Annotated in this window: 28 protein-coding genes and 1 tRNA gene; 12 read left to right on the forward strand and 17 right to left on the reverse strand. The window is 66.6% G+C overall.

The genetic code is table 11. The features are described from left to right. Positions 1 to 104: 104 nt before the first annotated feature. Positions 105 to 725 carry a hypothetical protein gene (locus DV709_RS01575; protein ID WP_198665625.1) on the forward strand — a complete coding sequence of 207 codons (621 nt, stop codon included), beginning with the start codon at positions 105 to 107 and terminating at the stop codon, positions 723 to 725. Further along, a complete protein-coding gene (locus DV709_RS01580) occupies positions 722 to 1,387 on the forward strand; it encodes a hypothetical protein (protein WP_117591231.1) in 666 nt (221 codons plus the stop codon). The genes DV709_RS01575 and DV709_RS01580 overlap by 4 nt, the downstream gene beginning before the upstream one ends. 32 nt (positions 1,388 to 1,419) lie before the next feature. On the opposite strand, the gene DV709_RS01585 is transcribed toward DV709_RS01580, so the two are convergent. The 4 genes from DV709_RS01585 to DV709_RS01600 form a co-directional block, all read right to left on the reverse strand. Further along, positions 1,420 to 1,719 carry a hypothetical protein gene (locus DV709_RS01585; protein ID WP_117591232.1) on the reverse strand — a complete coding sequence of 100 codons (300 nt, stop codon included), beginning with the start codon at positions 1,717 to 1,719 and terminating at the stop codon, positions 1,420 to 1,422. 66 nt (positions 1,720 to 1,785) lie between these two features. Next, a complete protein-coding gene (locus tag DV709_RS01590; RefSeq protein WP_117591233.1) occupies positions 1,786 to 2,208 on the reverse strand; it encodes a CoA-binding protein in 423 nt (140 codons plus the stop codon). 55 nt (positions 2,209 to 2,263) lie between these two features. Beyond that, positions 2,264 to 2,866 carry an RAD55 family ATPase gene (locus tag DV709_RS01595; RefSeq protein ID WP_117591234.1) on the reverse strand — a complete coding sequence of 201 codons (603 nt, stop codon included), beginning with the start codon at positions 2,864 to 2,866 and terminating at the stop codon, positions 2,264 to 2,266. Between the two features lie 137 nt (positions 2,867 to 3,003). Beyond that, positions 3,004 to 3,855: a geranylgeranylglycerol-phosphate geranylgeranyltransferase gene (locus DV709_RS01600; RefSeq protein WP_117591235.1), complete on the reverse strand. Its 852-nt coding sequence runs from the start codon at positions 3,853 to 3,855 to the stop codon at positions 3,004 to 3,006. 97 nt (positions 3,856 to 3,952) lie between these two features. On the opposite strand from DV709_RS01600, the gene DV709_RS01605 reads away from it, so the two are divergent. Continuing rightward, a tRNA-Arg gene (locus DV709_RS01605) sits at positions 3,953 to 4,027 on the forward strand. A 279-nt stretch (positions 4,028 to 4,306) separates the two neighbouring features. On the opposite strand, the gene DV709_RS01610 is transcribed toward DV709_RS01605, so the two are convergent. Next, complete coding sequence (locus tag DV709_RS01610) at positions 4,307 to 4,909, reverse strand: LURP-one-related/scramblase family protein (protein WP_117591236.1); 603 nt, start codon at positions 4,907 to 4,909, stop codon at positions 4,307 to 4,309. A gap of 180 nt (positions 4,910 to 5,089) precedes the next feature. Continuing rightward, positions 5,090 to 5,323 carry a hypothetical protein gene (locus DV709_RS01615; protein ID WP_117591237.1) on the reverse strand — a complete coding sequence of 78 codons (234 nt, stop codon included), beginning with the start codon at positions 5,321 to 5,323 and terminating at the stop codon, positions 5,090 to 5,092. A 299-nt stretch (positions 5,324 to 5,622) separates the two neighbouring features. Here DV709_RS01615 and DV709_RS01620 point away from each other — a divergent pair, with 299 nt between their 5' ends. The 3 genes from DV709_RS01620 (at position 5,623) to DV709_RS01630 (ending at position 7,376) form a co-directional block, all read left to right on the forward strand. Continuing rightward, positions 5,623 to 5,838 carry a hypothetical protein gene (locus DV709_RS01620; protein ID WP_198665626.1) on the forward strand — a complete coding sequence of 72 codons (216 nt, stop codon included), beginning with the start codon at positions 5,623 to 5,625 and terminating at the stop codon, positions 5,836 to 5,838. A gap of 123 nt (positions 5,839 to 5,961) precedes the next feature. Further along, a complete protein-coding gene (locus DV709_RS01625) occupies positions 5,962 to 6,942 on the forward strand; it encodes an alpha/beta hydrolase (RefSeq protein WP_117591238.1) in 981 nt (326 codons plus the stop codon). 56 nt (positions 6,943 to 6,998) lie between these two features. Further along, positions 6,999 to 7,376: a VOC family protein gene (locus DV709_RS01630; protein ID WP_117591239.1), complete on the forward strand. Its 378-nt coding sequence runs from the start codon at positions 6,999 to 7,001 to the stop codon at positions 7,374 to 7,376. A gap of 68 nt (positions 7,377 to 7,444) precedes the next feature. Here the strand turns inward: DV709_RS01630 and DV709_RS01635 are convergent, their stop codons facing one another. From DV709_RS01635 to DV709_RS01645, 3 genes are all read right to left on the reverse strand, one after another. Continuing rightward, entirely contained in the window at positions 7,445 to 7,828 is a 384-nt protein-coding gene (locus DV709_RS01635; RefSeq protein ID WP_117591240.1) for a tautomerase, read from the reverse strand. A 54-nt stretch (positions 7,829 to 7,882) separates the two neighbouring features. Further along, the gene (locus tag DV709_RS01640) at positions 7,883 to 9,076 is read right to left on the reverse strand and encodes an MFS transporter (RefSeq protein WP_117591241.1); all 1,194 of its coding nucleotides are present in this window, start codon (positions 9,074 to 9,076) and stop codon (positions 7,883 to 7,885) included. A 101-nt stretch (positions 9,077 to 9,177) separates the two neighbouring features. After that, positions 9,178 to 10,242, reverse strand: a complete 1,065-nt coding sequence (locus DV709_RS01645; protein WP_117591242.1) for an AIR synthase family protein — start codon at positions 10,240 to 10,242, stop codon at positions 9,178 to 9,180. Between the two features lie 114 nt (positions 10,243 to 10,356). Here DV709_RS01645 and kynU point away from each other — a divergent pair, with 114 nt between their 5' ends. After that, positions 10,357 to 11,634, forward strand: a complete 1,278-nt coding sequence (gene kynU, locus DV709_RS01650) for a kynureninase (RefSeq protein WP_117591243.1) — start codon at positions 10,357 to 10,359, stop codon at positions 11,632 to 11,634. Between the two features lie 46 nt (positions 11,635 to 11,680). Here the strand turns inward: kynU and DV709_RS01655 are convergent, their stop codons facing one another. Both DV709_RS01655 and DV709_RS01660 read right to left on the reverse strand, forming a co-directional pair. Continuing rightward, positions 11,681 to 12,388, reverse strand: coding sequence for an HNH endonuclease (locus tag DV709_RS01655; RefSeq protein WP_117591244.1), 708 nt, complete (start codon positions 12,386 to 12,388; stop codon positions 11,681 to 11,683). Positions 12,389 to 12,449: 61 nt separating this feature from the next. Continuing rightward, positions 12,450 to 13,064 carry an HD domain-containing protein gene (locus DV709_RS01660; RefSeq protein ID WP_117591245.1) on the reverse strand — a complete coding sequence of 205 codons (615 nt, stop codon included), beginning with the start codon at positions 13,062 to 13,064 and terminating at the stop codon, positions 12,450 to 12,452. A 100-nt stretch (positions 13,065 to 13,164) separates the two neighbouring features. Here DV709_RS01660 and DV709_RS01665 point away from each other — a divergent pair, with 100 nt between their 5' ends. After that, positions 13,165 to 13,965, forward strand: a complete 801-nt coding sequence (locus tag DV709_RS01665) for a BtpA/SgcQ family protein (protein WP_117591246.1) — start codon at positions 13,165 to 13,167, stop codon at positions 13,963 to 13,965. A gap of 166 nt (positions 13,966 to 14,131) precedes the next feature. Here DV709_RS01665 and DV709_RS01670 read toward each other — a convergent pair whose 3' ends face one another. After that, positions 14,132 to 15,271 carry an NAD(P)/FAD-dependent oxidoreductase gene (locus DV709_RS01670; protein WP_117591247.1) on the reverse strand — a complete coding sequence of 380 codons (1,140 nt, stop codon included), beginning with the start codon at positions 15,269 to 15,271 and terminating at the stop codon, positions 14,132 to 14,134. 456 nt (positions 15,272 to 15,727) lie between these two features. Here DV709_RS01670 and DV709_RS01675 point away from each other — a divergent pair, with 456 nt between their 5' ends. Next, positions 15,728 to 15,862, forward strand: coding sequence for a zinc-ribbon domain-containing protein (locus DV709_RS01675; RefSeq protein ID WP_117591248.1), 135 nt, complete (start codon positions 15,728 to 15,730; stop codon positions 15,860 to 15,862). Positions 15,863 to 16,058: 196 nt separating this feature from the next. Here the strand turns inward: DV709_RS01675 and mvaD are convergent, their stop codons facing one another. After that, positions 16,059 to 17,030 (reverse strand): phosphomevalonate decarboxylase MvaD, encoded by a 972-nt coding sequence (gene mvaD / locus DV709_RS01680; protein WP_117591249.1) that lies wholly within the window; start codon positions 17,028 to 17,030, stop codon positions 16,059 to 16,061. Between the two features lie 73 nt (positions 17,031 to 17,103). Then, on the reverse strand, positions 17,104 to 18,180 hold the full coding sequence (locus tag DV709_RS01685; RefSeq protein ID WP_117591250.1) for a phytoene/squalene synthase family protein: 1,077 nt from the start codon (positions 18,178 to 18,180) through the stop codon (positions 17,104 to 17,106). A 119-nt stretch (positions 18,181 to 18,299) separates the two neighbouring features. Here DV709_RS01685 and DV709_RS01690 point away from each other — a divergent pair, with 119 nt between their 5' ends. Both DV709_RS01690 and DV709_RS01695 read left to right on the forward strand, forming a co-directional pair. Further along, a complete protein-coding gene (locus tag DV709_RS01690; RefSeq protein WP_117591251.1) occupies positions 18,300 to 19,442 on the forward strand; it encodes an acyl-CoA dehydrogenase in 1,143 nt (380 codons plus the stop codon). A gap of 263 nt (positions 19,443 to 19,705) precedes the next feature. Continuing rightward, positions 19,706 to 21,388 (forward strand): NADH-quinone oxidoreductase subunit D, encoded by a 1,683-nt coding sequence (locus DV709_RS01695; RefSeq protein ID WP_117591252.1) that lies wholly within the window; start codon positions 19,706 to 19,708, stop codon positions 21,386 to 21,388. A gap of 39 nt (positions 21,389 to 21,427) precedes the next feature. Here the strand turns inward: DV709_RS01695 and DV709_RS01700 are convergent, their stop codons facing one another. From DV709_RS01700 to DV709_RS01710, 3 genes are all read right to left on the reverse strand, one after another. Continuing rightward, on the reverse strand, positions 21,428 to 22,342 hold the full coding sequence (locus DV709_RS01700) for a mechanosensitive ion channel family protein (protein ID WP_117591253.1): 915 nt from the start codon (positions 22,340 to 22,342) through the stop codon (positions 21,428 to 21,430). Then, positions 22,342 to 22,587, reverse strand: a complete 246-nt coding sequence (locus tag DV709_RS01705) for a YhbY family RNA-binding protein (RefSeq protein WP_117591254.1) — start codon at positions 22,585 to 22,587, stop codon at positions 22,342 to 22,344. Before DV709_RS01705 ends, DV709_RS01700 begins: the two co-directional genes overlap by 1 nt. An 84-nt stretch (positions 22,588 to 22,671) precedes the next feature. Further along, positions 22,672 to 22,953 carry a ribonuclease P protein component 4 gene (locus tag DV709_RS01710; RefSeq protein ID WP_117591255.1) on the reverse strand — a complete coding sequence of 94 codons (282 nt, stop codon included), beginning with the start codon at positions 22,951 to 22,953 and terminating at the stop codon, positions 22,672 to 22,674. Between the two features lie 210 nt (positions 22,954 to 23,163). Here DV709_RS01710 and DV709_RS01715 point away from each other — a divergent pair, with 210 nt between their 5' ends. Continuing rightward, positions 23,164 to 24,222: a glycosyltransferase family 4 protein gene (locus DV709_RS01715; RefSeq protein WP_117591256.1), complete on the forward strand. Its 1,059-nt coding sequence runs from the start codon at positions 23,164 to 23,166 to the stop codon at positions 24,220 to 24,222. The last annotated feature ends 54 nt before the right edge of the window (positions 24,223 to 24,276 follow it).

Here is a 24,276-nt window from a genome sequence, read left to right on the forward strand (position 1 = left end):
GTGGCAGATTGTTGATTGTTGTGGCCGACGTAGTGACGGCAACTACACAGACTCCGGTGGGACAGGATACGTGTTTCCCGGAATCTGGTGGGGGATACTCGTCGATGAGTCAGCAATTGCAACCGAACTGGTTCGTGAGAAGCACACGGGCGAACGCGATACTCGCGTGGCTGCTCGTCGGGCTTCTCGCCGTGACCGTCGTCGGAAGCGTCTTGCAGAACCTGTTCGCACAGGCAGCGATAGCCGGTGTCGCGGTCGCGGTCGCAGTAGTGCCCGCGCTCGTCGACCGCTCGTGGACGCACGCGATGCCGTGGCCGCTGGTGTTTCTCGCGTCGCTTCCGCAGGCGCTCGGCCTGTTCGGACTCGACTTCGTCGCAGACGTTCTCGTCGGCGTCGGTCTCGCCACACTCGCGCTGCTCGGCGTCGTGGCGCTGCAGATGACGACGACGCTTCGGATGACACCCTCGTTCGCCGTCGTCTTCGTCACCATCGCCACGCTGGCGGTGACCGGGCTCTGGGCCGTCGGGTCGGCGGCGTCGGCGTCGGTGTTCGGGACGGCGTTCGTCGACTCGAACGACCAGTTGATGACGGTTTTCACCGCCGCGGCGCTCGGTGGGGCTGGCACCGGACTGGCCTTCAGGCGGACGTTCCGGCGGCGACTCGGACGCGACCAGACCGACGCTGCCGAGACAGCCGTCGCAGATGCCGGCGGTGAGTTCGCATGAGCGTCCGGACTCGGCTGCACCTCTCGACGCGGAATCAAGGCGTTCTCGTCAGGGTACTCCAGTTGTGTATGGCACTCATCCTCGCGCTGGGTCTCTGGCTGGGGCACTCCGGCATCACCGTCAACGCGGGCGTCGGCCTCGCGGTCACGTTCCTCCCGGCGGCGCTGAACCGCCGGTACGACTTCACGATGGACGTCGCCCTGGTGCTGTGGATTACCGTCGCCATGTTCCTGCACGCCTTCGGGACGGTTCCCCTTCCGGCGCTGGACTTTCTCAGCCCCTACGGCGCGACGTGGTGGTGGGACCACATGACGCACGCGCTGTCGTCGTCGCTCGTGGCCGGTGCCGCCTACGCGACGCTTCGAGCGTTCGACGAGTACACCGACGCCATCAGCATGCCCTCTCGATTCCTGTTCGTCTACTTGCTGATGTTCGTCATGGCGTTCGGCGTGCTCTGGGAACTGCTGGAGTTCTACATCTCCGTCGTCGGCTACCTCCTCGGGGGTGGGACCATCCTCACCCAGTACGGACTCGACGACACGGTGTTGGACCTCTTCTACAACACGCTCGGCGGCGTGCTCGTCGCCGTTTTCGGCACCGCCCACCTGACGGGTGTGAGCGACGAGTTGGTCGAACGTCTCGAACTGCGGTCGACGGAGTAGGAGGTCGGTAAAATAGGCGGTCGCCGGAGCGGTCAGTCGACGTGGGTCGCGTCCCGATACACGCCGTCGGCCCACCCGCGGAGGACGTCGCGCACCGCTTCGAGGTCTTTCGGGTCGTCGGCCCCTCGTTCGGTGACGACGGTCCACCCCTCCTCGGGGTCGTACCCGAGTCCGTACAGCGTCTCGTCTCGCTGGAGCGCGAGCAGTCTAATTCCGGGTTCGTGGGCGACGAGCGCCATCGGGGCCGCCTCGGTGATGGCGTCGCTCTCGCGGAGCGCTCGCAGTTCGGCGTCGGTCAGCGCCCGGTCTGGCAGCGACTCGAACGGTCTCATACTGGACGGTAGCGTCGGCGGGAAGATGAGCGCGGTGGTTCCGCTTCCGCCGCCCGCGGCCCGCGTTTACGCCACCAGTCTGCCGTGTTCGACTTTCATACAGCGGTCTTGGGTGATTTCGAGCCCCCCCGATTCGGCGCGGGCGGCCGCCTCGTCGTCGGTGATACCGAGCTGCAGCCAGACGGCTTTCACGTCGCCGCGTTCCTCCTTGCGGGCGACGACGTCGTCGACGATACCCGCGACTTCCTCGCTCGGGCGGAACACGTCGACGAGGTCGACTTCCTCCTCGACGTCTGCCAGCGAGTCGTACGCCTCCCGGCCGAAAATCTCGTCGGCGTAGGGGTTGACCGGAATCACGTCGTAGCCGTGGTCCCGGAGGTACGCCGGGATGTCGTGGGCGTCTTTCCCGGGCGTCGACGAACACCCGACGACCGCGACGGTGTCGTGTTCGAGTAGCCTTCGCAGTCCCTCGTCGTCGGTGATGGGCATAGATAGACGGTTGCCGCCCTGCGAGCAAAAGCCTTGGCGCGGAGGGGGACGCGGTTCAGAGACGGAGCGTCGGCGGTGCGTCCTCGCTGGTGACGACGATGCCGTCGAACAACTGCTTGAGCGTGTTCAGCGTCCGGTCGTCGTGAACCGTCGAGTCGATGCAGAACAGCCCCAGACCGTCGACGCTCTGAATCCGCCCGGTGAAAACGTGCAGGAAGCGAAAGACGGTCTGGAGGTTCGAGTACATCAGGAGCGTCGAGAGCGAGTGGACGCCGATGCGGTTTCGCTCGACGTGCTGGTCGGCGTAGAACGTCTGGAGGAACTCGGAGAGCTTGATACCGATGCCCGTCATGTCGACGGGCGAAGAGGTGTACTTCACCCGGCCGTCGTCTCGGACGTCACCGACGCCGCGCTGCCGGGTGACACAGTCGACGACGGCGACGGGGCGGTCCTCGTAGACGGCTCTGTCGCCGAACTCATCGAGGACCCGCGCGGCGCTGTCTTTGGTGGTCACGAAGATGCTGCCGTCGCCGGCGTCTGCACCGGCGGCGAGGATATCCAGCGTGAGCGCGCGCTTCCCGGTGAGCGGCGGCCCCGTAACCAACAGGTTCGTCCCCGGGTCGACGGCCCCGTCGAGTGCCGGTGAGAGGTCATACATCCGCGCCGCTCACCACCGGACGTTCGAGTCGGGGGTCGCTGTCGGCAGGGCGCAACACCTCACCCGGAGTCATAAGATGGTGAGACCATATAGTGTGCCGATATTATTCTTTTTGATTGGAACCACCGCCCCGCCGTTCACAGCAGCGACCCGGTCGCTCGTCCGGCGATGAACGCGCCGGCGGCCAGAAACATCCCGAGTTTCAGCCGTCGCTGTCCGGCGCTGGGGTCGCGAAACGACTGGAGCGCAGCCCCGAGCATGAGCGCGTCGGCCGGGACCACGAGCACGAGATAGACGATTCCGAGCGTCCCGGAGACGTACGGAACGGGGCTGGCCAAGATGGCGAGCGCTATCGACGCGACGCCGATCCACAGCGCGCGCCGCTCGCCGACGACGATGGGGAGCGTCCGGAGCCCCTGCTTTCGGTCGCCATCGACGTCTTCGACGTCCTTGACGACTTCGCGGGTGAACGTCGCAACCGCGGCGAGCAGAAACAACACGAGGGCGTCGGAGACCCATCCGACTGACGCCGCGCCGAACAGGAACGTGCTTCCGGTGAGGTACGCGACGACGGCGTTGCCGACGCCCGGAAGCCCCTTGAACAGTTTCGTGTACGCGACGAGCGCCAGTAGGTTCGTCACCGCGATGGCGATGGCGACGAACGGGAGCGCGGCGGTGGCGACGACGGCGGCCAGAAACAGTGCGAGGCTGAAGACGAGCGCACCCCGGGGCGACACCGCCCCGCGCGGAATCGCTCTGTCGGGGCGGTTGATGCGGTCGATTTCGCGGTCGAAGTAGTCGTTGACGGCGTTGCCCGCGGCGGTCGCGCAGGCCGTCGCCGCGACCGCAGCCAACGCCTCTCGCTGCCCGCCGAGTATCGCTTCCGGGGCGGCGACGAACACGCCGGTCGCCGTCAGCAGGGCGGCCGCGACGGTGTTGCCCGGTCGGGTGAGGTCGAGCAAACCGCGGAGGCGCTCGCCGAGAGACATAGCATGGACTGTTACACCGGCGCTGATAAATCGCGCGAAGTGAGCGTGACGGCAAACCACGGCATTTAAACACTCCGCCGTGTTCGAGTAGAGTGAAGGGCGCTTAGCTCAGTCTGGACAGAGTGCTTGGCTTCGGACCAAGTTGCCGTGGGTTCAAATCCTGCAGCGCCCATGGTTCTTCCGCGAACGAAGTACGCGGAGAAGCATCTACCGCGAAGGGTTTGAATCAGGGAGTGAGCGAAGCGAGCGGAACGACCGTGGTTCAAATCCTGCAGCGCCCATCCACCGTTTTACTTCGTCGGGTCCCGCGAAGCGGGACCGCTCCTCGCAAAGAGCTGGACCGAAAACGGCCGCTCGTTCGGCCTTCGGCCTCACTCGCGGGACGACATCTCGGCGCTGAGTCGATTCGTTCGACAGTCGAGCGTGCGACCGCGGCGTACGGGATGTCGACCTACTGGTTTTCGAGGGCGTCGAGGATGCACGCGGAGGCGACGACCGCCTCTTTCGGAACGTCGCTGGCGTCGTCGATACTGACCGTGTAGGCGTCTCGCAGCGAGAACTTCCCCTCGATATCGCCGACGTGGTCGCCATCAGCATCGAATATCTCGTACTTGTTCGGGACGAGATTCGCGACGGAGACGAGGTGCCGGAGCGCCGAGAGGGGCTTGCTCTTCGACCGAATAGTCGCCAGAGCCTCCCCCGTGTCGGGGTCGCGAACCGTCCAGTTCTCCACGAACAGCGAGAAGTCCTCGTCGAGGACGACGACTTCCTCGCCGGTGCCCGCGTCCGTGATGGCGTAGTTCCCCGCGATATCGATGATGCCGCCGGCCTTCACGGTGAACGCGTCTTCGCCGTCGCCGGTGACGAACGGGAACTCCTCTTTCATCTTGAACAGTTTCTGCTTCCCGCGCAGGACGACATCGCCGGCGCTGTCGCGGACGACGTACTTGTTCCGAATCACCGACTGCGTGACTTCGTAGTGGTCGTCGTCGAGTTCGACCGTGGAGATATCGTAACGGTTCGACGGCGAATCGGACGCGGAGGGCTCAGACATCGATAACACGTGGACCACGTTCCGGGAAAAAACTTCTGTCGACGCTACCGGACCACTCGACGGCAGGTGCTCCTCGTTCTGCTGGACAACTGAGTCGGACAGAGGGTGAAACGGTCGGCGAGACACGGTTCGAGTGCGTAGTGAGGGTACGAGACCGAGTCGGGTCGGGACGTGCGCAACTCAACCCCGCGTCCGAGCGACGTACTGACCGAGAACGACCACGGAAAACACCAGCAGCACCACCGAAACGCCCCACAGCGTCGGGTACTGCAACTGGTTGACGAGTAGTTCGTAGCCGGCGTAGCTCGCGAGAAGCGTACCGAGTAGCCACAGCGTCGCGCCGACGTACGGCGCGTCGACGGGACGAAAACCGGAGGCCGCGGCGAGTGTCTCCGTCGGGTCGGAGGTGGTCATCTGTCGTTTCCGACTCCGAGAGTGCCGGTGTAGCTCTTTCGGTGTCTCGCTCGTACTCCATCCCGTCTGACAGTATTCGCCCCACGACTCTCCGTTAAGTTGCGCATACTATTGCCCGTCGGTCGTCTCCACCGACCGGGGAACACAACATGCCCCGAGCACGAAATAGCGGAGACGGACGGAACGACGCCCGTCAGTCCGGTACCGCAGACAACCAAGCAAACGCCGACAAAACGGCCGATGCTCGCGCGTCAGCGACTACGGAACGACGGACGGAGCGTCCGGGTGCGCTCGAGCGCATGTCGTCGTGGTTCGCGGAGGCGGCACTTCGGAGCGGCCTCGCACTCGTCGGCTTCGTGCTACTGCTGTTCGCACTCGGACAGGCGGTCGGGTTCGACCTCTTGGGGGTCGTCGCCGACGCCTTGACGTCGCAGACCGGCCAGTGGCTCGTCGTTGCCCTGTTCGCGGTGTTCATCATCGCGGCGTCGGCGCAGCGCGGTCTCCCGAGCCGGTAACACTCCCTGTTTCGGCTTTTTCGCGGCGAGACGACCGGCGGGAGATGAGACTTCGTCGGCTCTGAGACCTCAACGACTAATTGACACCCCGACGACTAAGAGCGCCGCCCGTGAGCGCGAGATATGGGAGAACGGCGAGACGTGCGAGAGGCCCGACAGAGACGAGACGCACTCGACCCCCAGGTCGAAGCCGTCGTCGAGGATATCGAGCGACTGGGCGTCCCCCGGTGGCACGCGATGTCGGTTGACCGCGCCCGCCGCGTCGAAGACGACCTGTTCACGCCCGACGGACCGCCGAACGACGACGGCATCGAGTTCGTCCGCGACTTGGGATTCGACGGACCCGCCGGAGAGATTCCGGTGCGCATCTACCGACCCGAGGGCGAGGGACCGTTTCCGACGCTCGTCTACTACCACGGCGGCGGGTGGACGCTCGGGACGCTGGACTCCATCGACGGCGTCTGTCGGGCGATCGCCCGGCGGGCGAACTGCGTCGTCGTCTCCGTCGACTACCGCCTCGCGCCGGAACACCCGTTCCCCGCGGCCGTCGACGACGCCTACGCCGCCGTCGAGTGGGTCACCGCCCACGCGGGGACGTTCGGCGGCGACCCCGACCGACTGGGCGTCGCCGGAACCAGCGCGGGGGGCAACTTAGCGGCGGTGACGACGCTGCGCGCCCGGGAGTTCGACGGACCCGAAATCGGCCACCAGACGCTCCTGTACCCGATGATATCGCGAGCGTTCGACCGCGGCTCCTACGCGGAGAACGCCGACGGGTATCTGCTCTCTACGCGGGACGTTCGCTGGTTCTGGGAACAGTACCTCCGAAGTCCGGTCGACGCGCACAACCCCTTCGCCGCACCGATTCGCGCCGCCGACCTCTCGGACCTGCCGCCCGCGACGGTCGTCACCGCCGGCTTCGACCCGCTGCGAGACGAGGGGGTCGCCTACGCCGACCGGCTCTCGGCGGCCGGTGTCGACGTCGAACACCGCCACTACCCCGGGATGGTCCACGGGTTTCTCAGTCTGACCGACGACGTCGACGTCGCCGACGAAGCGATGACCGCGGTAGCGAGAGACGTTCGGCGGGCGCTCGGTCAGTAGCCCGGAATCGTCCCGGTAGCGACAGCGTTTATGTAATCGGCGCAGAGCGGGCTACTGTGACGAACGACGTTATCCACACGGCGCTTCGGGTCTCGGACATCGACGCGACGCTCGACTTCTACGTCGACGGCCTCGGTCTCGAACTGAACTGGGAGTTCACCAGCGACGGCGTTCGGAACGTCTACGTCGGCGGCGACGACGGCGAGTTCCAGTTCAAGTACGACCCCGACAGTGACGACCCGGTCGGCCCCGCCGGCGGCTTCGACCACCTCGCCGTCGGCGTCGACAGCACCGACGAGACGTTCGAGCGTCTCGTCGACCACAGCGACCCGTCGGTCGTGACCGAACCGACGACGATGGAGGATATCGGCCGCCGCGTCGCCTTCGTCGAGGACCCCGACGGCTACGTCGTCGAACTCGTCGAGCGGGTCTGAGCGGCAGTCGCCTCACCGTCGCTCCTCGTTCTGCTTCTCCTCGGGTGACCACTCGCCGCTGCCCCTCGCTACTGCTCCTCCTCGGGCGACCACTCGCCGCCGACGCGGTCGGCACCCATCAGGTCGTGGCCCTCGTGTTCGGTGAAGACCACCTTCGCGTTCGGACGCGGAACGCCCCACGCCGCCTCCAGCCAGTCGACGACCGCGAGCGCGAACGCTCGACGGCGCTCGAACGAGCGACCGCGTCGGATGTCCGCGTTCAACACCGCTATCGGCCCGTCGACCGCGCGACCGAGTGACATCGCCGTCGGCGGGTGTTCCCTGACGACGACGGCGACGTGGCCGGCGGTCGTCGACATCTTCTCGGTGTACAGTTCCGTCAGCGACTCCGTGCAGGCGCGTCGTTCGTCGGCGGCCGGTTCGTACGTGGTGTCGAGTGCGAGAGACGGCATCGACGGTCCGTCACGCTCCGCCCGAATAACGCTTCTGCGGGTCGAGGTAGAGACTCAGTCCGCGGCGGCGGCGGCGACGTCCGCCGGCGGTTCGGTCCGGATGACCTGCACGACGAACACGGTCGCGGCGAGCGCGAGCGCCGCGAGCATGAGCCAACTCGCCCGGTAGCCGAACGTGTCGGCGAGGTAGCCGAACGCCGGCGGCGCGACGAGCGCGCCGGAGGTCAGTGCCAGCTGTCCGCCGCCGGTCGCTCCACCCATCTCTTCGGCGGAGACGACCGTCGCCATGCAGGAGTAGTAGACGCCGGTGAAGCCGAGCACGAAGAAGCCGAGAACGACGAACGCGACGGCGGCGGCGGCCGTCGTGTCGACGAAGGCGACGACGACGAACAGCGCGGCGCTCCCCATCGCCTGGACGAGCAGAATTTTAGCGATGCGCCGCCGGGGGTCGCCCGAGAGCGCGTCGCTCAGCCACCCCGTGACGACGCGCCCGACGCTGCCGGAGACCTGTAACGCCGCGAGAACGAGACCGCCGAGAGCGATGGACGCCCCGATGGACTCCTCGACGTAGAGAATCGTGTACCCGGTCGTCGTGAACAGTCCCGCGCCGAGGAACGCGCCCGCCACCGTCAGCGAACGGTACGGTCGGTTGCGGAGTAGTCGACGGAAACTCGGAAACTCGGCGTCGCCGCCGGTGTCGGCACCCCGGTAGACGAACCAGAAGAGCGCGGCGACGAGCAGGCCACCGCCGGCCGCGATATAGAACCCGGCCTCCCAGAAGAGCACGCCCGCGATACCCGTGACGAGTAGCGCGCTGACGCCGCTTCCGGCGGTCACGCCGACCTGCTTGACGCCGACGGCGAGGTTCTGTCTGCCGGTCGGAACGCTGTCGAATATCGCCTTGTTCGTCCCCGGCATCGCCGTCCCGTACAGCGACCCGAGCAGGAACGCGCCGACGAGCAGCGTCGCGTACGACCACGCGCCGGCGACGAGCAGCGCCCCCACCGAGAGGCCGAGGAGGCCGACCGTCAGCGTTCGACGCTCGCCGACGCGGTCGGTGAGCGCGCCGAGCGGGAGCAGAAACACCGCGTAGCCGAGCGTCAGCGACGTCACGACGAGGCCGACGGCCGTCCCCGAGAGGCCGAACTGGTCGCGGAAAAAGGGCGTCGCCGCGAAGACGGCGTAGTAGCAGACGCTCGCCGCTAGCTGCCAGAGGAAGACGAGCGAGACGACGCGGCGAACATCCATTTGGTCTCCGGAGATTCGGCGGCGAACTATAACGGTGGGTGTCGCGGCAACCGTCCGCCGCGTGTCACCGCGTGTCGCCGCGCACCGTCACGTCTCTCACCTCAGTCGGACTCGCCTTCAGCGAACGCCTCGTACACCGCCCACGAGGGGTCGACCCGCGGGTGTTCGACCCGCTCGCCGTCGAGGTAGACACCCTCACCCGCCGACACCGTTCCGGCGACGCCGACGGGCGTTCCCCGCGCTTGGAGCGCCGAAACCACGTCGTCGACGGCGGACTCCGCGACGGTCACGACGAGCGTCCCCGAACTCGTCGCGTGCCACGGGTCGATGTCGAGATACTCGCAGGTCTCGGCGACGCCCGGCCGCAGCGGTACCGCGTCGCGCTCGACGTCGAGACGGACGCCGGCGCTCCCGGCGACTTCGCACAGCGCGCCCTGGAGGCCTCCCTCCGTCGCGTCGTGCATCGCGGTTACGCCGCCCACGTCGGTCACGTCGCCGCTGTCGTCACCCGCGCCGCTCGCGTCGACTGCGTCGACGATAGCACGCGCGTCGCGCACCGTCCGCGTCTCGTCGAGCCGATTTCGAGCCTCGTCGAGCGTCTCCTCGGGCAGCGCCATCCGGTCGCCGAACAGCGTCGTGAGCAGTCCCGTCGCCTCCACGGCCGGCCCTTTCGTGACGAGTACGACGTCGCCGGGACGCGCGCCGTCGGGGCGAACGACGTCGTCGTGGTCGCCGACGGCCAACGCCGTCGCCGCACCGACCCACGGGAACGAACACCCGGTGTAGCGGGCGGTGTGGCCCGTGACGATGCTGATTCCCAACTTCTCGGCCTCGTCGTCGATGGCGGTCCAGAGTTCGGCGAACTCCCGGTCGGACATCTCGGGCGGGAGCGAGAAACTGATGGCGAGGTGTGACGGCGCGAGCCCCGACACGGCAACGTCCGAGAGCACGATGTGGAGCGCGAACCGTCCGGCGCGCTCGAAGCCGAGGTCGGGGAGCACGGAGAGGGGGTCGGTGGCGAGGACGACGGCGGTGCCGTCGACGTCGAGCATCCCGAAGTCGACGCCGTGTTTCGGCCCGAGCGCGACGTCGTCGCGGGTCGCCCCGAGTCGGGGGTACAGGAACTCGTCGAAGAACTCCGGGTCTATCTTCCCGAGGTCGGACATACCGGGCGTGCGAACGCCGCGAGTAAAACTAATCCGATGCCGTCACCGGTTCGCCGCGGCCGTCCGGCTTTCCGCATCGGCCATCTCTATAGTCACTGACACACAGGTTCGTCCATGACCGACTTCCCGCCCCGCCGGACGGCCCGCGAGTTAGACCGCGACGACCCCCTCTCGCGGTTCGTCGACCGCTTCGAGATTCCCGACGGCCAGTACATGGACGGCAACTCGCTCGGTCCCATCTCCGAGGACGCCGAACGCAGCCTCGACCGCGTCGTCGACGAGTGGCGCGAACTCGGCATCCGCGGGTGGACCGACGCCGACGAACCGTGGTTCACCTACGCCGAGCGACTCGGGTCGATGACCGCGCCGCTCGTCGGCGCCGACGAAGCGGAAGTCGTCGTCGCGAACTCGACCACCGTCAATATCCACACGCTGGTCGGCACCTTCCTCGACGTCGTCGACTCGCCGACGGTGCTCGTGAACGACCTCGACTTCCCGACCGACCACTACGCGATTCGCGCGCAGTTGCGTCAGCGCGGCTACGACCCCGACGAGCACCTCGTCGCCGTCGAGAGCCGGGACGGCCGGACAATCGAGGAAGACGACGTCGTCGACGCGATGGACGAACACGACCCGGGTATCGTCTTCCTGCCGTCGGTGCTCTACCGAAGCGGTCAACTGCTCGACGTAGCGCGAATCACCGAGGCCGCTCACGACCGGGGTATTCTCGCCGGTTTCGACCTCGCGCACTCGGTCGGTGCCGTCGACCACGACCTCTCGGGCGTCGGCGTCGACTTCGCGGTCTGGTGCGGCTACAAGTACCTCAACGGCGGTCCCGGCGCTATCGCGGGGCTGTACGTCAACCGCGAGCACTTCGGCGAAACGCCCGCCCTCGCCGGGTGGTGGGGTCACGACAAGGAGACGCAGTTCGATATGAACCTCACGTTCACGCCCGCCGCAGACGCCGGCGCGTGGCAGATCGGGACGGTGCCGATGCTCAGCGCCGCGCCGTTGGAGGGTTCGCTCCGGATGTTCGAGGAGGCAGGTATCGAGACCGTCCGCGAGAAGTCGGTCTCGCTGACGACCCACCTCGTCGACCTCGTCGACGCGCTCTCGGAGGCGGGCTACGACTGCGACGTCGGCACTCCCCGAGACCCCGACCGCCGCGGCGGCCACGTCGCCGTCGAACACCCCGAAGCGTATCGGGTGAGCCTCGCGCTCAAAGAGCGGGGCGTCGTCGTCGACTACCGGCCGCCGAACGTCGTCCGAATCTGCCCCGCGCCGCTGTACAACAGCCACGAGGACGTCTGGGAAGTCGTCGACGAACTCCGGACGATTCTGGACGAGGCGGCGTACGAGCAGTTCGACCGACAGGACGGCGGCGTGACGTAGCCCTGCCCGCCGAACCGGGTTCGGCCGAGGCGAGCGTCGACCACCGCTACCACCAATCGAGCGTCTCGTTGTGTTCGGTGAGGTGAGCCGCCGAGAGCCCTGCCGACTCCGGTACGTCGACTCGTTCGCCGTCGCTCTTCACGAGCGTTCGCCGGAGAACGTCGCTCTCGCTGGTGAAGTTCGGCGCGACGTGGAGTCGGTAGTCGCCGTCGAGGGTGAACAGTCCGGCGTCGAAGGCGGCGTGGTGCGTCTTGCTCAGGAGCAGCGTGTTCTCGGGGTCGGTCCGAACCGATTCGTAGTCGCTCCACGGGAGGACGTGTGCGACGTCGAGAAGCGCCGGCCGGTCGACGCCGGAGACGGGACACCGCTCCGCGTATCGTTCGAGAATCGCCTCGCGGAACGCGGCCGGCATCGAGCGTGCGCCGACGGTCGTCCGGTACGTTCGTGCCTCGTACGCCGGAAACTCGGCGTCGACGCCGTCGCTCGGCTCGGGGGTCGAAGCGGTCTCTTCCGCCGCCCTGCCGAGGTCGGCGACTCGGTAGACTCCGGGGGTTAGAAAGTCGACCTCCCCTCGGTCTCGTAGCTCTTGCATCACGCGGCTGAGCGTCTGTCCGGGCGTCGCGGCATCGGGGAACTCCGCTCGAAGAACGGGGAGCGACTGGTCCAGTAGGTCCTGCCGCGAGACGACGTCGGTTCCCGTCTGGTCGCGGTATCTGCGAAGCTCTCGTCGGACGACGCGTCTCCATCGGGACACGTCCGACTCCGACGGATCCCCGGATCTTGATCGTATCGGCTCCGCCGCTCCGTCCGCCGAATCAGAACGTCGCTTCCGGAATCGACGGATACAGCGACCGAATCTTCTCGTGCGGTTGGTACACCCCGACGGTGGCGTTCTTCGTCGACGCGGTCATGTCCGCGAGGTGGACGAGTCGCTGCAGCGGCGTCTCCGGTTCGGGGCCGTCGTACCACGGGCCCATGTGTCGCTCGACGGCGTCGGCGACGCGCGGGTCCAACTCCGTCTCGGCTCGGAGCAGGTCGGCCGCCTGCACGTCGTGGTCGCGGTCGGCGCGATCGCCTTCCTCGTACGTCTCGCCGTACTTCTTCACGTCGTGGAGCAGGCAGGCGACGCGACCGAGATCCCGCTCGAATTCGGTGACGAGTCCCTGTTCGAGATACGAGTCGACGAGGCGCTCGTACGCGGCGAACACCATCTTCGTGTGGGTCCAGAGGCCGCGCTCGCCGCAGCAGTAGAGGTTGTGGTGGGCGTAGCTGGAGGCGGCGGGCGCGGTCCAGAAGTAGTCCTCGTGACCCTCGAAGAAGGCGGCGGCGGCCTCGCGCATCAACTCCGTGTCGTCGACGAGCGCGAGTTCCGGCAGTCGCTCGCAGACCGCGGTGAACGCGTTCTCCTCGAATCGAATCGTCTCGGCCATCGGACAGTCGTCTCTCGAAGCGCGAATTATACGCGTCGGTTCGACCCGACCGGCGGCCGGAACTCGCCGCCTCTTTGAGGCCGCCCGTCGAGCGACGCGTATGAACGACTTCCTCGCGCTCGACGCGCCGATAATCGGCATGGTTCACCTCCCGGCACTCCCCGGAGCACCCGAGTTTGCGGGCGACCGCGACGAACTCCGGGAACGAGCGTTGTCCGACGCGACGGCGCTCGAATCCGGCGGCGTCGACGCCGTCATGGTGGAGAACTTCGGCGACGTTCCCTTCTACCCCGACGGCGTGCCGAAGCACACCGTCGCGTCGATGACGGCGCTCGTCGGCGCGGTCTCCGAGGCGGTGTCGGTCCCCGTCGGCGTCAACGTCCTCCGCAACGACGCGGAAGCGGCGCTGTCGGTGGCGGCCGCGACCGGTGCGTCGTTCGTCCGCGTGAACGTCCATACCGGTGCGCGGGTGACCGACCAGGGCGTCGTCACCGGTCGGGCCCACGAGACGATGCGCCTCCGCGAGCGACTGGACGCCGACGTGGCGGTTCTCGCCGACGTCGACGTCAAGCACTCCGCACCGATGACTCCGAGGGAGACGGACGAAGTCGTCGCCGAAACGCTCGAACGCGGCCTCGCCGACGGCGTCGTCGTCTCCGGCGTCGGCACTGGCGAGGCGGTCGACCGCGAGGGCCTCCGCGACGTGGTGGCTCGCCGCGACGAGCTCGGTCTCGACGCGCCGGTCGTCGTCGGGAGCGGAACGACCGTCGAGAGCGTGGCCGACCTGCTCGCCGTCGCCGACGGGGCCATCGTCGGGACGGCGCTCAAGTCGGGCGGAGAGACGACGAATTCGGTGGACGAGAGCCGAGTCCGAGAGCTGGTCGAGGCGGGACAGTCGTAACTCGGCGCTTCGAGCAAGTGGGCGAACAGGCGGCCGTTCGAGCGGTCGACGACCCGCCGGCGGGTGGCCGCACACCCGCTCACCGCCGACGGCCGGTAGTCACGTCACCCGACGAAGTGGTCCCGGCATCGGGTATGAACCTTCGCCGACCGGGGCGGCTCCGAGTTTACGCGTTCAGTTCTTCTTCGACCAGTTCGGCCGCTTTCTCGACCGCCTTCACCGAACTCAGATAGCCGGCTCCGACGGTCGTCTTCATCGCTTTCGCCGCCGCCCCGGTGACGACCGTCGGTCCGACCTGCGCCACCGCGCCGTCGCCGACGGAGACGATCCACCCCGGAACGTCGAAGCGGTACGGTTTCAGTCGCGGGGCGAAGTCGGCGCCGTCGCCGTCGAGTTCGTGAGTCACGAGTTCCGCCATATTTCGAGCGGCCGCTCCGGCTTCTCGAATCGCCGCGGAGGCGCTGGCGGGGACGGCCTCGCCGTCGGCGTCGACGGCGCGGGCGGCGTCGCCGACGACGAACGTGCTCTCGGTGAGCCGGAGGTCGTTGCGGACGACCGGACGCTCGCCGCCCATCGCGTCCGCGCCGCGGATGCCGCCCGTCCAGACAAACAGGTCGTACGGCTGGGCACCTGCGGCGAGTTCGATACTGTCGGCGTCCGCCCGCTGAACCGGCGTGTCGGTTCGTATCTCCACACCGCGGGCTTCCAGTTCGTCGTGAACCGCCTGCTGGAAGTTCTCCGGGAAGTTCGGCGCGACGCTGTCGAACTGTTCGAGGAGGACGACGTCGACGCGGTCGGTCGCGTCGCGTTCGCCCGCGAGGGCGGCGAGTTCGCCCGCCGTCTGCACTCCCGACAGCCCCGCCCCGCCGACGACGACGGTGCCACCGGCCTCGCAGACGTCGAGGAACCGCGTGCGAATCGCCTCGGCGTGGCGGACGCGCTTCAGCGGCAGCCCGTGTTCTTCGACGCCCGGCAGGTCGTAGAAGTTCGTCTCCGACCCGAGACAGACCGCTCCGAAGTCGTAGTCGAGCTCCGTCCCGTCGGCGAGTTCGGCGAGGCCCGCCTCGGCGTCGACGTGCTCGACGCGCTCGGTGACTATCTCGGCGCGGTCGAGAGCGTCGTCCAGCGGGAGGGTGATGGCGTCGGCGACGCTCGGGCGGCGAATCACGCGGTGGACTTCGTGTTGGACCAGGTGCGTCGGCGACTCGTCGACGACGACGATGTCGACGGCCGCGGGGAGTCGACGTTCGAGACGCTGCGCGAGGACGAGACCCGCGTAACCGGCACCGAGTACGGCAACTCTCATACTCGGCGGTTGGGACCACGAAGCAAAGAGGATGTGGGCCCCTCGTGACCGTCCCCGGTGTCGAGTCGTTCGATGCAATCCGTGTACTGTTGTAATCTACACACGTTATCTCCGTGCGTGCCGTTACCACACCTTGGGGAGTGCCTATGGCCGACCGACAGTACACACACGTTTGTCGACACTGCGGTGTCGTGATGGCGACTTCGTCGCCCACCCCGCCGCGACGTTGCGCCGTCTGCGAGGACTCGAATTTCTCGACGCTCGCGACGGCAACGATATAGCGGTGCATCGACCGACCCGCTCGAATCCTCTCTCCTCGCTCTCCTTCCGTACCTCTCACTTCTCGTGTCGGCCCCGCCGTTCCGACGCTACGTTCGGCTGTTTCCTACAGCAGTTTCGGACAGTCGCGTTCTTCAACCAACTATTATTTGCCCCTCGTCACGGTAACGTGAGACAATGATCGTCAGATGTGCCGAGTGCAAGAACCGCTTCGAGGTACCCGAGTACGTTCGCGCGAACGTCCAGTGTCCGAAATGCAACCACTACTTCCGACCCGGTCGGTTGACTCGTCGCCGCGAACGGTTCGTCTGACCGACGCCGCCCGCGCACAGATGAACGGACTACCGACCGATACTGGCGCACTCCTGCACGTCTCGTCTCTCCACTCTCGTCTCTCCCGCCCCTCGACCGACACACGTCTGTTCTCTCGTCTCTCCCGCCCCTCGGCCGACAAGCTCCAGTAGCAGAGTCGTCCGATAAAGACCACTCCGACTTAGCGGCTCTCGGCTCAGAACAGCGCGTCGGACTCGGGGAGAATCTCGGCGGGGCCGCCGACTTCCCACACCATCGTCTCGACGCCGCAGTCCGAAATCGCCCGCTCGACCTCGTCGACGTACTCTGCTTTCGTGTTGACGTAGACGCTCGCGCCGGTGTCCGTCGAGAAGTACACCGGAACGCCCTCGTCGCGGAGGTCGCGGACGGCGTTGAAGATGGCGATGGTCTCCGGTTGCCAGTACACCCACCCGGAGGGACCCGTCATCGTCGTCGCCGTCAGCGACAGCGAGTCGTGCTCGGCGAGTTCGAACGCGCGGTCGAACTCCGCGTTGCGGAGCGCGTCGCGCATCTCGGCGATCTGGCCGTGGATGTGGGCCATCCGCGCCTGGAACATGTGGCTCTCGGCGGCCTCCTCGTGGGCCTGTTCGGTCTCCTTGTACGCCGGCACGAGTCCCGCGACGATGCGGAGTTCGTCTTCCAGCTCCGTGTCGATACGCCGGGAGAGGCAGTCGTCGTCGTTCAGTCCCGTGTACAGGTGCGAGAACGCGCCCGTGACAGCGCGGGCGGCCGAGGAGGAGCCGCGGCGAGCGATGGTCGATATCTCGGGGCGCGTCATGTCGAGACCGGCGGCCTCCGACAGTGCCATCGCCGCGGCGGCGAAGCCCGAAGAGGAGGAACCGAAGCCCACGTTCGCGGGGAAGTTGTTCTCGCTCTCGAAGCGGACGGCGTGGTCGACGTCCGCGAGGTCGCGGACGTGGTCGACGACGGCCTGGATACGCTCGGCACCGCGGCCCTCGACTTCCTCGCCGTCGATGAGGAACGCGTCTTCGTCGGCGTCGGGGTCGAACTCGACGGTCGTCGTCGTGTTCGAGGGGGCGGTGCAGACGCTGATGCTGTCGTGGTACGGCAGTCGAAGTTCCGGGTCGCGCATCCCGTGGTACTTCACGAGGCCCTGAATCGGGTGTGCTCGCGCGGTGGCTTTCATGCCAGAAGGCGTGCGCGACTCCGGGTTAAACGTCCCGGAAGTCCGCTGCGTTCTGCGGCCCCGGTTACGACGCTCAGTCCGCCTGCTGGGCGACGCGGTGGTACGGCGCGCGAGCGATGGCCTCGCGGAGCTCCGCCAGCGAGTGTCGTCCGCCACTCGTCATCGCGCCGACGACGGCGAACACCTCCTGCCGGGACACTTTCACGCCGCGGCCGGTGAGCGCGTCCTCGGGGTTCGCCGACAGCTCGCGGAGCGTGCCGACGGCGAGGAGGAACGGAATCGCCCACGCGGCGAGGGTGTTGCCGTCGGTCGTCGGAACCGTCTCGAGGTACGTCTGCGCGTCGTCGAGGAACGACCTGGCGTGGTCCGCCGTCCGCCGGACGACGGTGGTCGAACCGGCTTTGTTCGCGGGGTCGACCACGTCGTCTTGGGGGATACCCTCGTCTTCGAGCCACTCCGCCGGGAGGTAGACGTTGTTCTCCTCGGTGTAGTCGTCGTAGACGTCTTTGGAGATGTTGACCAGTTGGAGGAGGAGGCCGAACTCCTCGGCGGTGTTGTAGAGGCGCTTGCGGCGTTCGGAGTCGATGTCGCCGCGGGTGACGAGATTCGTGATGAGGTTGCCGACGGTTCCGGCGGCGTAGTAGCAGTACTCCTCGAGTTCCTCGCGCGACTGGATGCGGAGGCCATCCGTGTCGGCGTAGCGTTCGACGAACATCGCCATCCCCTGGACGAGTTCGCGGGCGGGCGGCGTCACGGCTTCTCGGACGTCGGCGGGCAGCGCCTCGAACGTCCGGAAGACGCGGGGTGACTCGGCGACGACCTCCCAGTCGTCGTTTCGAGCGTCCGGAGCGGGCACCCACGGGCTGACCGCCTCGGTGAACTGGTCGATGGTCGTTTCGTCTGCGGGGTCGAGCGCCGCGTCGTACAGACGGAGCAAGCGGGCTTGCTCGTCGGCGGGGATGTGCTCGGCGTCCTCGACGGTGTCGGCGATACGGCAGACGAGGTAGCCGAGACAGATGTACGATGACATCGGCTCGTCGAGGACGCGCACGGTGAGTGCGAACGTCCGCGAGACGCCTTGGACGGCGTCGTGACACCACTGCAAGTCTGCGTCGTTCCCGGGCGGGCGGGCATCTGCGTCTTCAGGCATCCGAAGTAACCGTGCTTACGGAAGGAGACATAAAAAGCCTCGTGGCACTTCCGTCAAATGTGAACAGCTCACGCTCTACACCCGGAAAACCTAAACGGTCGACGGTGAAAAACCGGAGTATGGACTTTCAGCTCTCCGCGGAGCAGAAGCAGATCCGGGACATGGTCGCGGAGTTCGTCGACGAGGAGGTTCGGCCCGTCGCCGCCGACATCGACGAATCTGACGAGTTCCCCGCCGACCTCGTCTCCGAGATGGCCGAGCTCGGCCTGATGGGGATGCCGTTCCCCGAGGAGTACGGCGGTGCGGGCCTCGACTACCACTCCTACGCTATCGGCCTCGAAGAGATTTCACGCGGCAGCGGCGGCCTGGGAACCGTCGTCGCCGCCCACACGAGCCTCGCGGGCAACATGGTGTACGCCTTCGGTAACGAGGAACAGAAACGGGAGTACCTCACGCCGCTGAACACCGGCGAGGACATCGGCGCGTTCGCGCTCTCGGAGGCGGGTGCGGGCAGCGACGTGCCCTCGATGACGACAACAGCAGAAAGGGACGGCGACGAGTACGTCGTCGACGGCGGCAAACTCTGGATCTCGAACGGTTCGGTCGCCGACACGGTCACCCTCTTCGCGAAGACGGACCCCGAAGCGGGCAACAGAGGAATTAGCTCCTTCATCGTCCGTCCCGAGGAGGACGACGGCTTCGTCGTCGAAGGCACCGAGCACAAACTCGGCGACAAGGGCTGTCCGACCGCCGAACTCCGCTTCGACGACATGCGCATCCCCGAGGACCGCCTGCTCGGCGAGGAGGGCGACGGCTTCGTCCACGCGCTGAAGACGCTCAACGGCGGTCGCATCACCATCGCCGCGCGTTCCATCGGCATCGCTCGCGCCGCCCGCGACGACGCCCTGCAGTACGCCCAAGAGCGCGAGCAGTTCGACCAGCAGATAGCCCGCTTCCAGTCCATCCAGCACAAACTGGCCGACATGGACACGAAGATACAGGCCGCGAAACTCCTGATGCACCAGGCTGCCGACAAGAAGATGCGCGGCGAGAACTTCATCAAGGAGGCCGCGCAGGCCAAGTTGTACGCCAGCGAAATCAGCCGCGAAGTCGCGAACGAGGGCATCCAGATTCACGGCGGCTACGGGTACACCAAGGACTTCCCCGCCGAGCGCTACTACCGCGACGCGAAACTCAACGAGATTTACGAGGGGACGAGCGAAATCCTTCGTAACACTATCGCGGCGCAGATGCTGGACTGAGCGCCGCGTTTTCTCCCTCAGATATCCGTCTCTCTCAGCGGACACTCGTGTCAACTACAGATAATCCTTTTCAGCGGTCGCCGCGCACGCTAGTCGACGGAGACGAGTCGCCGACGGCCCTCGGTCGTCCGAGAACTGCTCGAAGTCAGGTCGTCAGCGCCCGGGAGACCACCGATGACACGACGCAACTCAGAACCGCCGTGTTCGCGGCCGAACCGACGTACCGCGCGACCGAGTAGACCCACGACGGGTGGTGCGGCGTCGTGAGTCTCGAAGAGTCGCAGCCGGAGGCGACGACGCCCGCCGTCGAGCAGACCACTGAGGAAGAGCTCGCCGACCTGCTCGGCGACCTCGTCGTCGACCGCGACGAGCACAAAAACGCCCCGGCGTTCGTCATCCGGCCGGACACGGTCCAAGAGACGCTCTCGACGCTGAGGGACGAGGCGGGGTTCGACCACCTCTCCTGTCTCTCCGCGCAGGAGTACGGCGACCGCTACGAGTCCATCTACCACCTCAAGAAGTACGCCGACCCGACCGACGAGGTGAGCATCGTCGTCCCGACGCCGAGCGACCGCCCGGTCAGCCAGTCGGCCGAACCGGTGTTCCGAACGGCCGACTGGCACGAACGCGAGGCGTACGACCTCGTCGGTATCGAGTACGAAGGCCACCCCGACCTCCGGCGCATTCTCCTGCCGGAGACGTGGCAAGGTCACCCGCTGTCGCTCGACTACGACCAGAACCGACCCCAGATAGTCACGCTCCGCGAGAGCAGGAACCCCCTACAGCCGGACCGCCGCGTTTCCGGCGAAGACGACCAGGAGACGGACACGATGCTGCTCAACATCGGGCCGCACCACCCGGCGACCCACGGGGTGCTCCACCTCAACTGCATCCTCGACGGCGAACAGGTCGCCCACGTCGACCCCGACATCGGCTACCTGCATCGGTGCGAGGAGCAGATGTGTCAGAACGGGACGTACCGCTACCAGATAATCCCGTACTCGGACCGCTGGGACTACACGGCGAACATCCCCAACGAGTGGGCTGTCGCCCGCGCCATCGAACACCTCGCGGACCTCGACGTGCCCGAGTACGCGGACGTCCTCCGGACGATGTCGGTCGAACTCGGGCGGATGCTCGGCCACTTCCTCGCCGTCGGCACGTTCGCGCTCGACGTTTACGGCGACTTCACCGCTATCTTCATGTACGCCGTCCGCGACCGCGAGAAGGTCCAGAACATCATGGAGGACCTCACCGGCCAGCGGATGATGTTCTACTACTTCCGTCTGGGGGGTCTCGTCTGGGACCTTCCCGAGCCCCGAGACGAATTCTTCGAGAAAGTCAGGGATTTCCTCGAAGAGCTCCCCCCGACGCTCGAAGAGTACCACGACCTCATCACCGGCAACGAGATTCTGCAGTCGCGCACCGTCGGTACCGGGGTGTTGCCGCCGGAGGTCGCCAAGGACTACGGCGTCACCGGTCCCGTCGCCCGTGCCTCCGGCATCGACTACGACCTGCGCCGAGACGACCCCTACGGCTACTATCCGGAACTCGACTGGAACGTCTGCGTCGAAGACGGCTGCGACAACTACTCGCGGTTGCTCGTCCGCCTGCGCGAGGTCGAGGAGTCGGCGAAGATCGTCGGCCAGTGCATCGACCTGCTCGAAGACTGGCCCGAGGACGAACGGAACATCCAGTCGAACGTGCCGCGGACCCTCCGTCCGGAGGACGACACGGAGACGTACAAGGCGGTCGAGGCGGCCAAAGGGGAGATGGGGATATACGTCCGCGCCGACGGCACCGACTCGCCCGCGCGGTTCAAGATTCGGAGTCCGTGTTTCAACAACCTCCACTCGCTGCCGGAGATGTCGAACGGCGAGTACGTCCCCGACCTCATCGCGTCGCTCGGCAGTCTCGACATCGTCCTCGGATCCGTAGACCGATAGGGAGCAAAAGAGAGCGCGGGCGGACGCTCCGACGCCGATTCAGTCGTCGGCGCTGGCCATCACGCGGTCTAACCCCTCGATGTCGAGAGAGCCGGAGAGGGTGCGGTTCGGGAACGGGATGTTGATTCCCTCGGCGTCGAACCGCTGTTTGACCGAGGTGACGTACTCGCCGCGGGTCTTCACGAAGTCGGCGCGACTCGGTTGCGAAATCCAGATGCGCGACTTGAGGACGACCGCCGAGTCGCCGAGTTCCGTCAGGCGGACCGACGGTTCGGGGTCGGCGAGGATGTCGTCGCGCTTCCGGGCCTCTTCGAGGATGATCTCCGTCGCCTTCTCGATGTCGTCGCCGTAGCCGATGCCGAACGGCACCTGCAGGCGGAGTTTGTTCTTCGCGACGGGGTTCTTGATGACGCCGTCTGTGAGGTGGGAGTTCGGCACCGTCAGCAGTTCGTTGTCGAACGTCCGAACCCGAGTGACGCGGAAACTGATGTCCTCGACGATGCCGGAGTTGCCGTCCCACTCGATCCAGTCGCCGATGCGGAACGGTCTGTCGGTAAAGATGAACACGCCCGCGACGAAGTTGGCGATGACGTCCTGCATCGCGAACCCGATGGCGAGCGTCGCCGCCGCACCGATCGTCGCCAGCGCAGTGAGGATGTTGCCGAACCCGGCGGCGGCGAAGGCGACGCCGACGGCGACGAAGACGATGACGACGCCGAACAGTTTCCGCAGCGGTTTCTGGGCGTGCGCCTCCAGCCCTCGGTTGTCGAGCAGGCGGCCGACGACCGGCAGGAGGAGGAGTCGGCCGATGAGGTACACCGCGACGAAGACGATGAGAAACGTAATCGCCGAGTCGACGGTGTTGGCGTACGCGACACTCTCGTCGAGGCCGAACGTGTTGACGAGAAATCTCGAAATCGGCCCGCGCGGATCGACCTGCAGCGGGGTTCCCATCAGTGGTACACCGCCGTGTTCCCCCGCGTCTCCACCAGTTTCGCGTTCACCGCCTCGGCGAGTTCGTCGGCGAGTTCGTCGGTCGACGTTCCACCGCGGGCCGCCCGCAGGAACTTCACCTTCACGAGTTTCCGGTCGTCGAGTTGGTCGCGCAGTTCCTCGGTCACCGCTTCGATGCCGCTCTTGCCGACCCAGACCGTCACGTCGAGGTCGTGGGCCTCTTTGCGTAACTCGTCGTCTACCATCTGTCCCGTCGTAACGACGCGGGAGGTTTGAACCTTTAGTTACGGACCGACGTTACCGGTCGCTGAAAGCCATCGAGACTGCACTCAGTCGCGGTACGGATAGCGGGCGATGTGACCGCAGTCGCAGCGAATCACCACGTGGCCGTCCTGGAGGCGGACGCGAGCGTTGACGCTCGGCACGAGATAGACGTCGCAGGCGTCACAGGAGAAGCGCTTGAACTCGCGGGGGAGGCCGCAGCGGTTCCGTTCGGAGAGGCGGCGAGCGAGGCGGACGTACTCGCGGGAGCGGTCGAACTCGCGCTCTTTGGTCGCCTCGCGGGCGAGTTCGTGTAATCGCGCGATGCGCTCCTCGGCGATGCTCGGCATTCGTCCTGTAGTGGGTCGGGGTTTTCTGAAAGGTGTTCCGAAGCGTTCGTCAACTGGTGGAACTGCACCCAATGGTGGTTCGTCCGGCAATCGCTGGTGGGATTTTCGAGGTCTCGTCAGAACGGGACTACTCCCTCGTACTTCCCGCTCCACCTCTCACCCACCCGAAGCCGCTACACTAAAAGCCGTCTCCAGCGAACCGACGGAGCAGTGCGCGTCCTCAACTACCTCGAACTCGCTTCACGACTCCACCGAAGCGGCATCGGCACGTCGACGGACCACCAGCGCGCCGCGCTCGAAGCGACCGACGTCGAGGTCGTCACCTCGCCGTGGCGCGGCGGGTCACCGGCCCGAATCCCCCTCAGCGCGCTCGGCGGTCGAAACCCCGTCGTGGAGTTCGACGTCGCCCACTGCAACCTCATCGGACCAGGGAGCCTCGCCGTCGCTCGGCACGCCAAACACTACGACAAGCCGCTCGTGCTCCACAGCCACGTCACGAGCGAGGACTTCGCCGAGAGTTTCCGGGGGTCGAACCTCGCCGCGAAGCCGCTGCGGCGTTACCTCCGGTGGTTCTACTCGCAGGCGGACCTCGTGCTCTGTCCCAGTCAGTACACGAAAGGTATCCTCGAATCGTACCCTGTCGACGCCCCCATCCGGCCGATATCGAACGGTGTCGACGTCGAATCGCTCGACGGGTTCGAGGGGTTCCGCGAGGAGTACCGCGAGCGGTTCGGACTCGACGGCCTCGTCGTCTTCACCGTCGGCAACGTCTTCGAGCGCAAGGGGCTGACGACGTTCTGCAGGCTCGCCGAGGAGACCGAGTACGAGTTCGCGTGGTTCGGCCCGTACGACTCCGGGCCGCAGGCGTCGACGGAGGTGCGGCACTGGACCGAAAATCCCCCGGAGAATGTCACCTTCACCGGCTGGGTCGACGACAAGCGCGGCGCGTTCGGCGCGGGCGACGTCTACCTCTTCCCGACGAAGAACGAGAACCAGGGCATCGCCGTCCTCGAGGCGATGGCCTGCGGGAAGGCGGTCGTCCTCCGGGACATCCCCGTCTTCGAGGAGTTCTACACCCACAGCCACGACTGTCTGAAGTGCTCGACCCGCGCGGAGTTTCGCCGCGCGCTCGACCTCTTGGCGCAAGACCCCGACCTCCGGGAGCGACTCGGCGAGAACGCCAGAGCGACGGCGGCCGAACACAGTCTGGAACGCGTCGGCGAGGAACTCGTGCGAGCGTACGAAGACGTCTCGGCCGGCCGGGCCTGAGCGTCGCCGACGGCTCTCGGCCGACGGCGAAAGTCACAACGACTTAACCGCGAG

The sequence above is a fragment of the Haloprofundus halophilus genome (assembly GCF_003439925.1).
In the GTDB taxonomy this organism is placed as follows: domain Archaea; phylum Halobacteriota; class Halobacteria; order Halobacteriales; family Haloferacaceae; genus Haloprofundus; species Haloprofundus halophilus.

Bases quoted from the DNA above. Each gene is read 5' to 3' on its own strand.
- DV709_RS01685 (WP_117591250.1), bottom strand. From the start codon at position 18,180: ATGCCTGAAGACGCAGATGCCCGCCCGCCCGGGAACGACGCAGACTTG.
- DV709_RS01710 (WP_117591255.1), bottom strand. From the start codon at position 22,953: ATGCCGAGCATCGCCGAGGAGCGCATCGCGCGATTACACGAACTCGCC.
- DV709_RS01625 (WP_117591238.1), top strand. From the start codon at position 5,962: ATGGGAGAACGGCGAGACGTGCGAGAGGCCCGACAGAGACGAGACGCA.
- DV709_RS01645 (WP_117591242.1), bottom strand. From the start codon at position 10,242: ATGTCCGACCTCGGGAAGATAGACCCGGAGTTCTTCGACGAGTTCCTG.
- mvaD (WP_117591249.1), bottom strand. From the start codon at position 17,030: ATGAAAGCCACCGCGCGAGCACACCCGATTCAGGGCCTCGTGAAGTAC.
- DV709_RS01675 (WP_117591248.1), top strand. From the start codon at position 15,728: ATGATCGTCAGATGTGCCGAGTGCAAGAACCGCTTCGAGGTACCCGAG.
- DV709_RS01620 (WP_198665626.1), top strand. From the start codon at position 5,623: ATGTCGTCGTGGTTCGCGGAGGCGGCACTTCGGAGCGGCCTCGCACTC.
- DV709_RS01635 (WP_117591240.1), bottom strand. From the start codon at position 7,828: ATGCCGTCTCTCGCACTCGACACCACGTACGAACCGGCCGCCGACGAA.
- DV709_RS01600 (WP_117591235.1), bottom strand. From the start codon at position 3,855: ATGTCTCTCGGCGAGCGCCTCCGCGGTTTGCTCGACCTCACCCGACCG.
- DV709_RS01670 (WP_117591247.1), bottom strand. From the start codon at position 15,271: ATGAGAGTTGCCGTACTCGGTGCCGGTTACGCGGGTCTCGTCCTCGCG.
- DV709_RS01575 (WP_198665625.1), top strand. From the start codon at position 105: ATGAGTCAGCAATTGCAACCGAACTGGTTCGTGAGAAGCACACGGGCG.
- DV709_RS01615 (WP_117591237.1), bottom strand. From the start codon at position 5,323: ATGACCACCTCCGACCCGACGGAGACACTCGCCGCGGCCTCCGGTTTT.
- DV709_RS01595 (WP_117591234.1), bottom strand. From the start codon at position 2,866: ATGTATGACCTCTCACCGGCACTCGACGGGGCCGTCGACCCGGGGACG.
- kynU (WP_117591243.1), top strand. From the start codon at position 10,357: ATGACCGACTTCCCGCCCCGCCGGACGGCCCGCGAGTTAGACCGCGAC.
- DV709_RS01660 (WP_117591245.1), bottom strand. From the start codon at position 13,064: ATGGCCGAGACGATTCGATTCGAGGAGAACGCGTTCACCGCGGTCTGC.
- DV709_RS01705 (WP_117591254.1), bottom strand. From the start codon at position 22,587: ATGGTAGACGACGAGTTACGCAAAGAGGCCCACGACCTCGACGTGACG.
- DV709_RS01585 (WP_117591232.1), bottom strand. From the start codon at position 1,719: ATGAGACCGTTCGAGTCGCTGCCAGACCGGGCGCTGACCGACGCCGAA.
- DV709_RS01610 (WP_117591236.1), bottom strand. From the start codon at position 4,909: ATGTCTGAGCCCTCCGCGTCCGATTCGCCGTCGAACCGTTACGATATC.
- DV709_RS01640 (WP_117591241.1), bottom strand. From the start codon at position 9,076: ATGGATGTTCGCCGCGTCGTCTCGCTCGTCTTCCTCTGGCAGCTAGCG.
- DV709_RS01665 (WP_117591246.1), top strand. From the start codon at position 13,165: ATGAACGACTTCCTCGCGCTCGACGCGCCGATAATCGGCATGGTTCAC.
- DV709_RS01690 (WP_117591251.1), top strand. From the start codon at position 18,300: ATGGACTTTCAGCTCTCCGCGGAGCAGAAGCAGATCCGGGACATGGTC.
- DV709_RS01580 (WP_117591231.1), top strand. From the start codon at position 722: ATGAGCGTCCGGACTCGGCTGCACCTCTCGACGCGGAATCAAGGCGTT.
- DV709_RS01590 (WP_117591233.1), bottom strand. From the start codon at position 2,208: ATGCCCATCACCGACGACGAGGGACTGCGAAGGCTACTCGAACACGAC.
- DV709_RS01700 (WP_117591253.1), bottom strand. From the start codon at position 22,342: ATGGGAACCCCGCTGCAGGTCGATCCGCGCGGGCCGATTTCGAGATTT.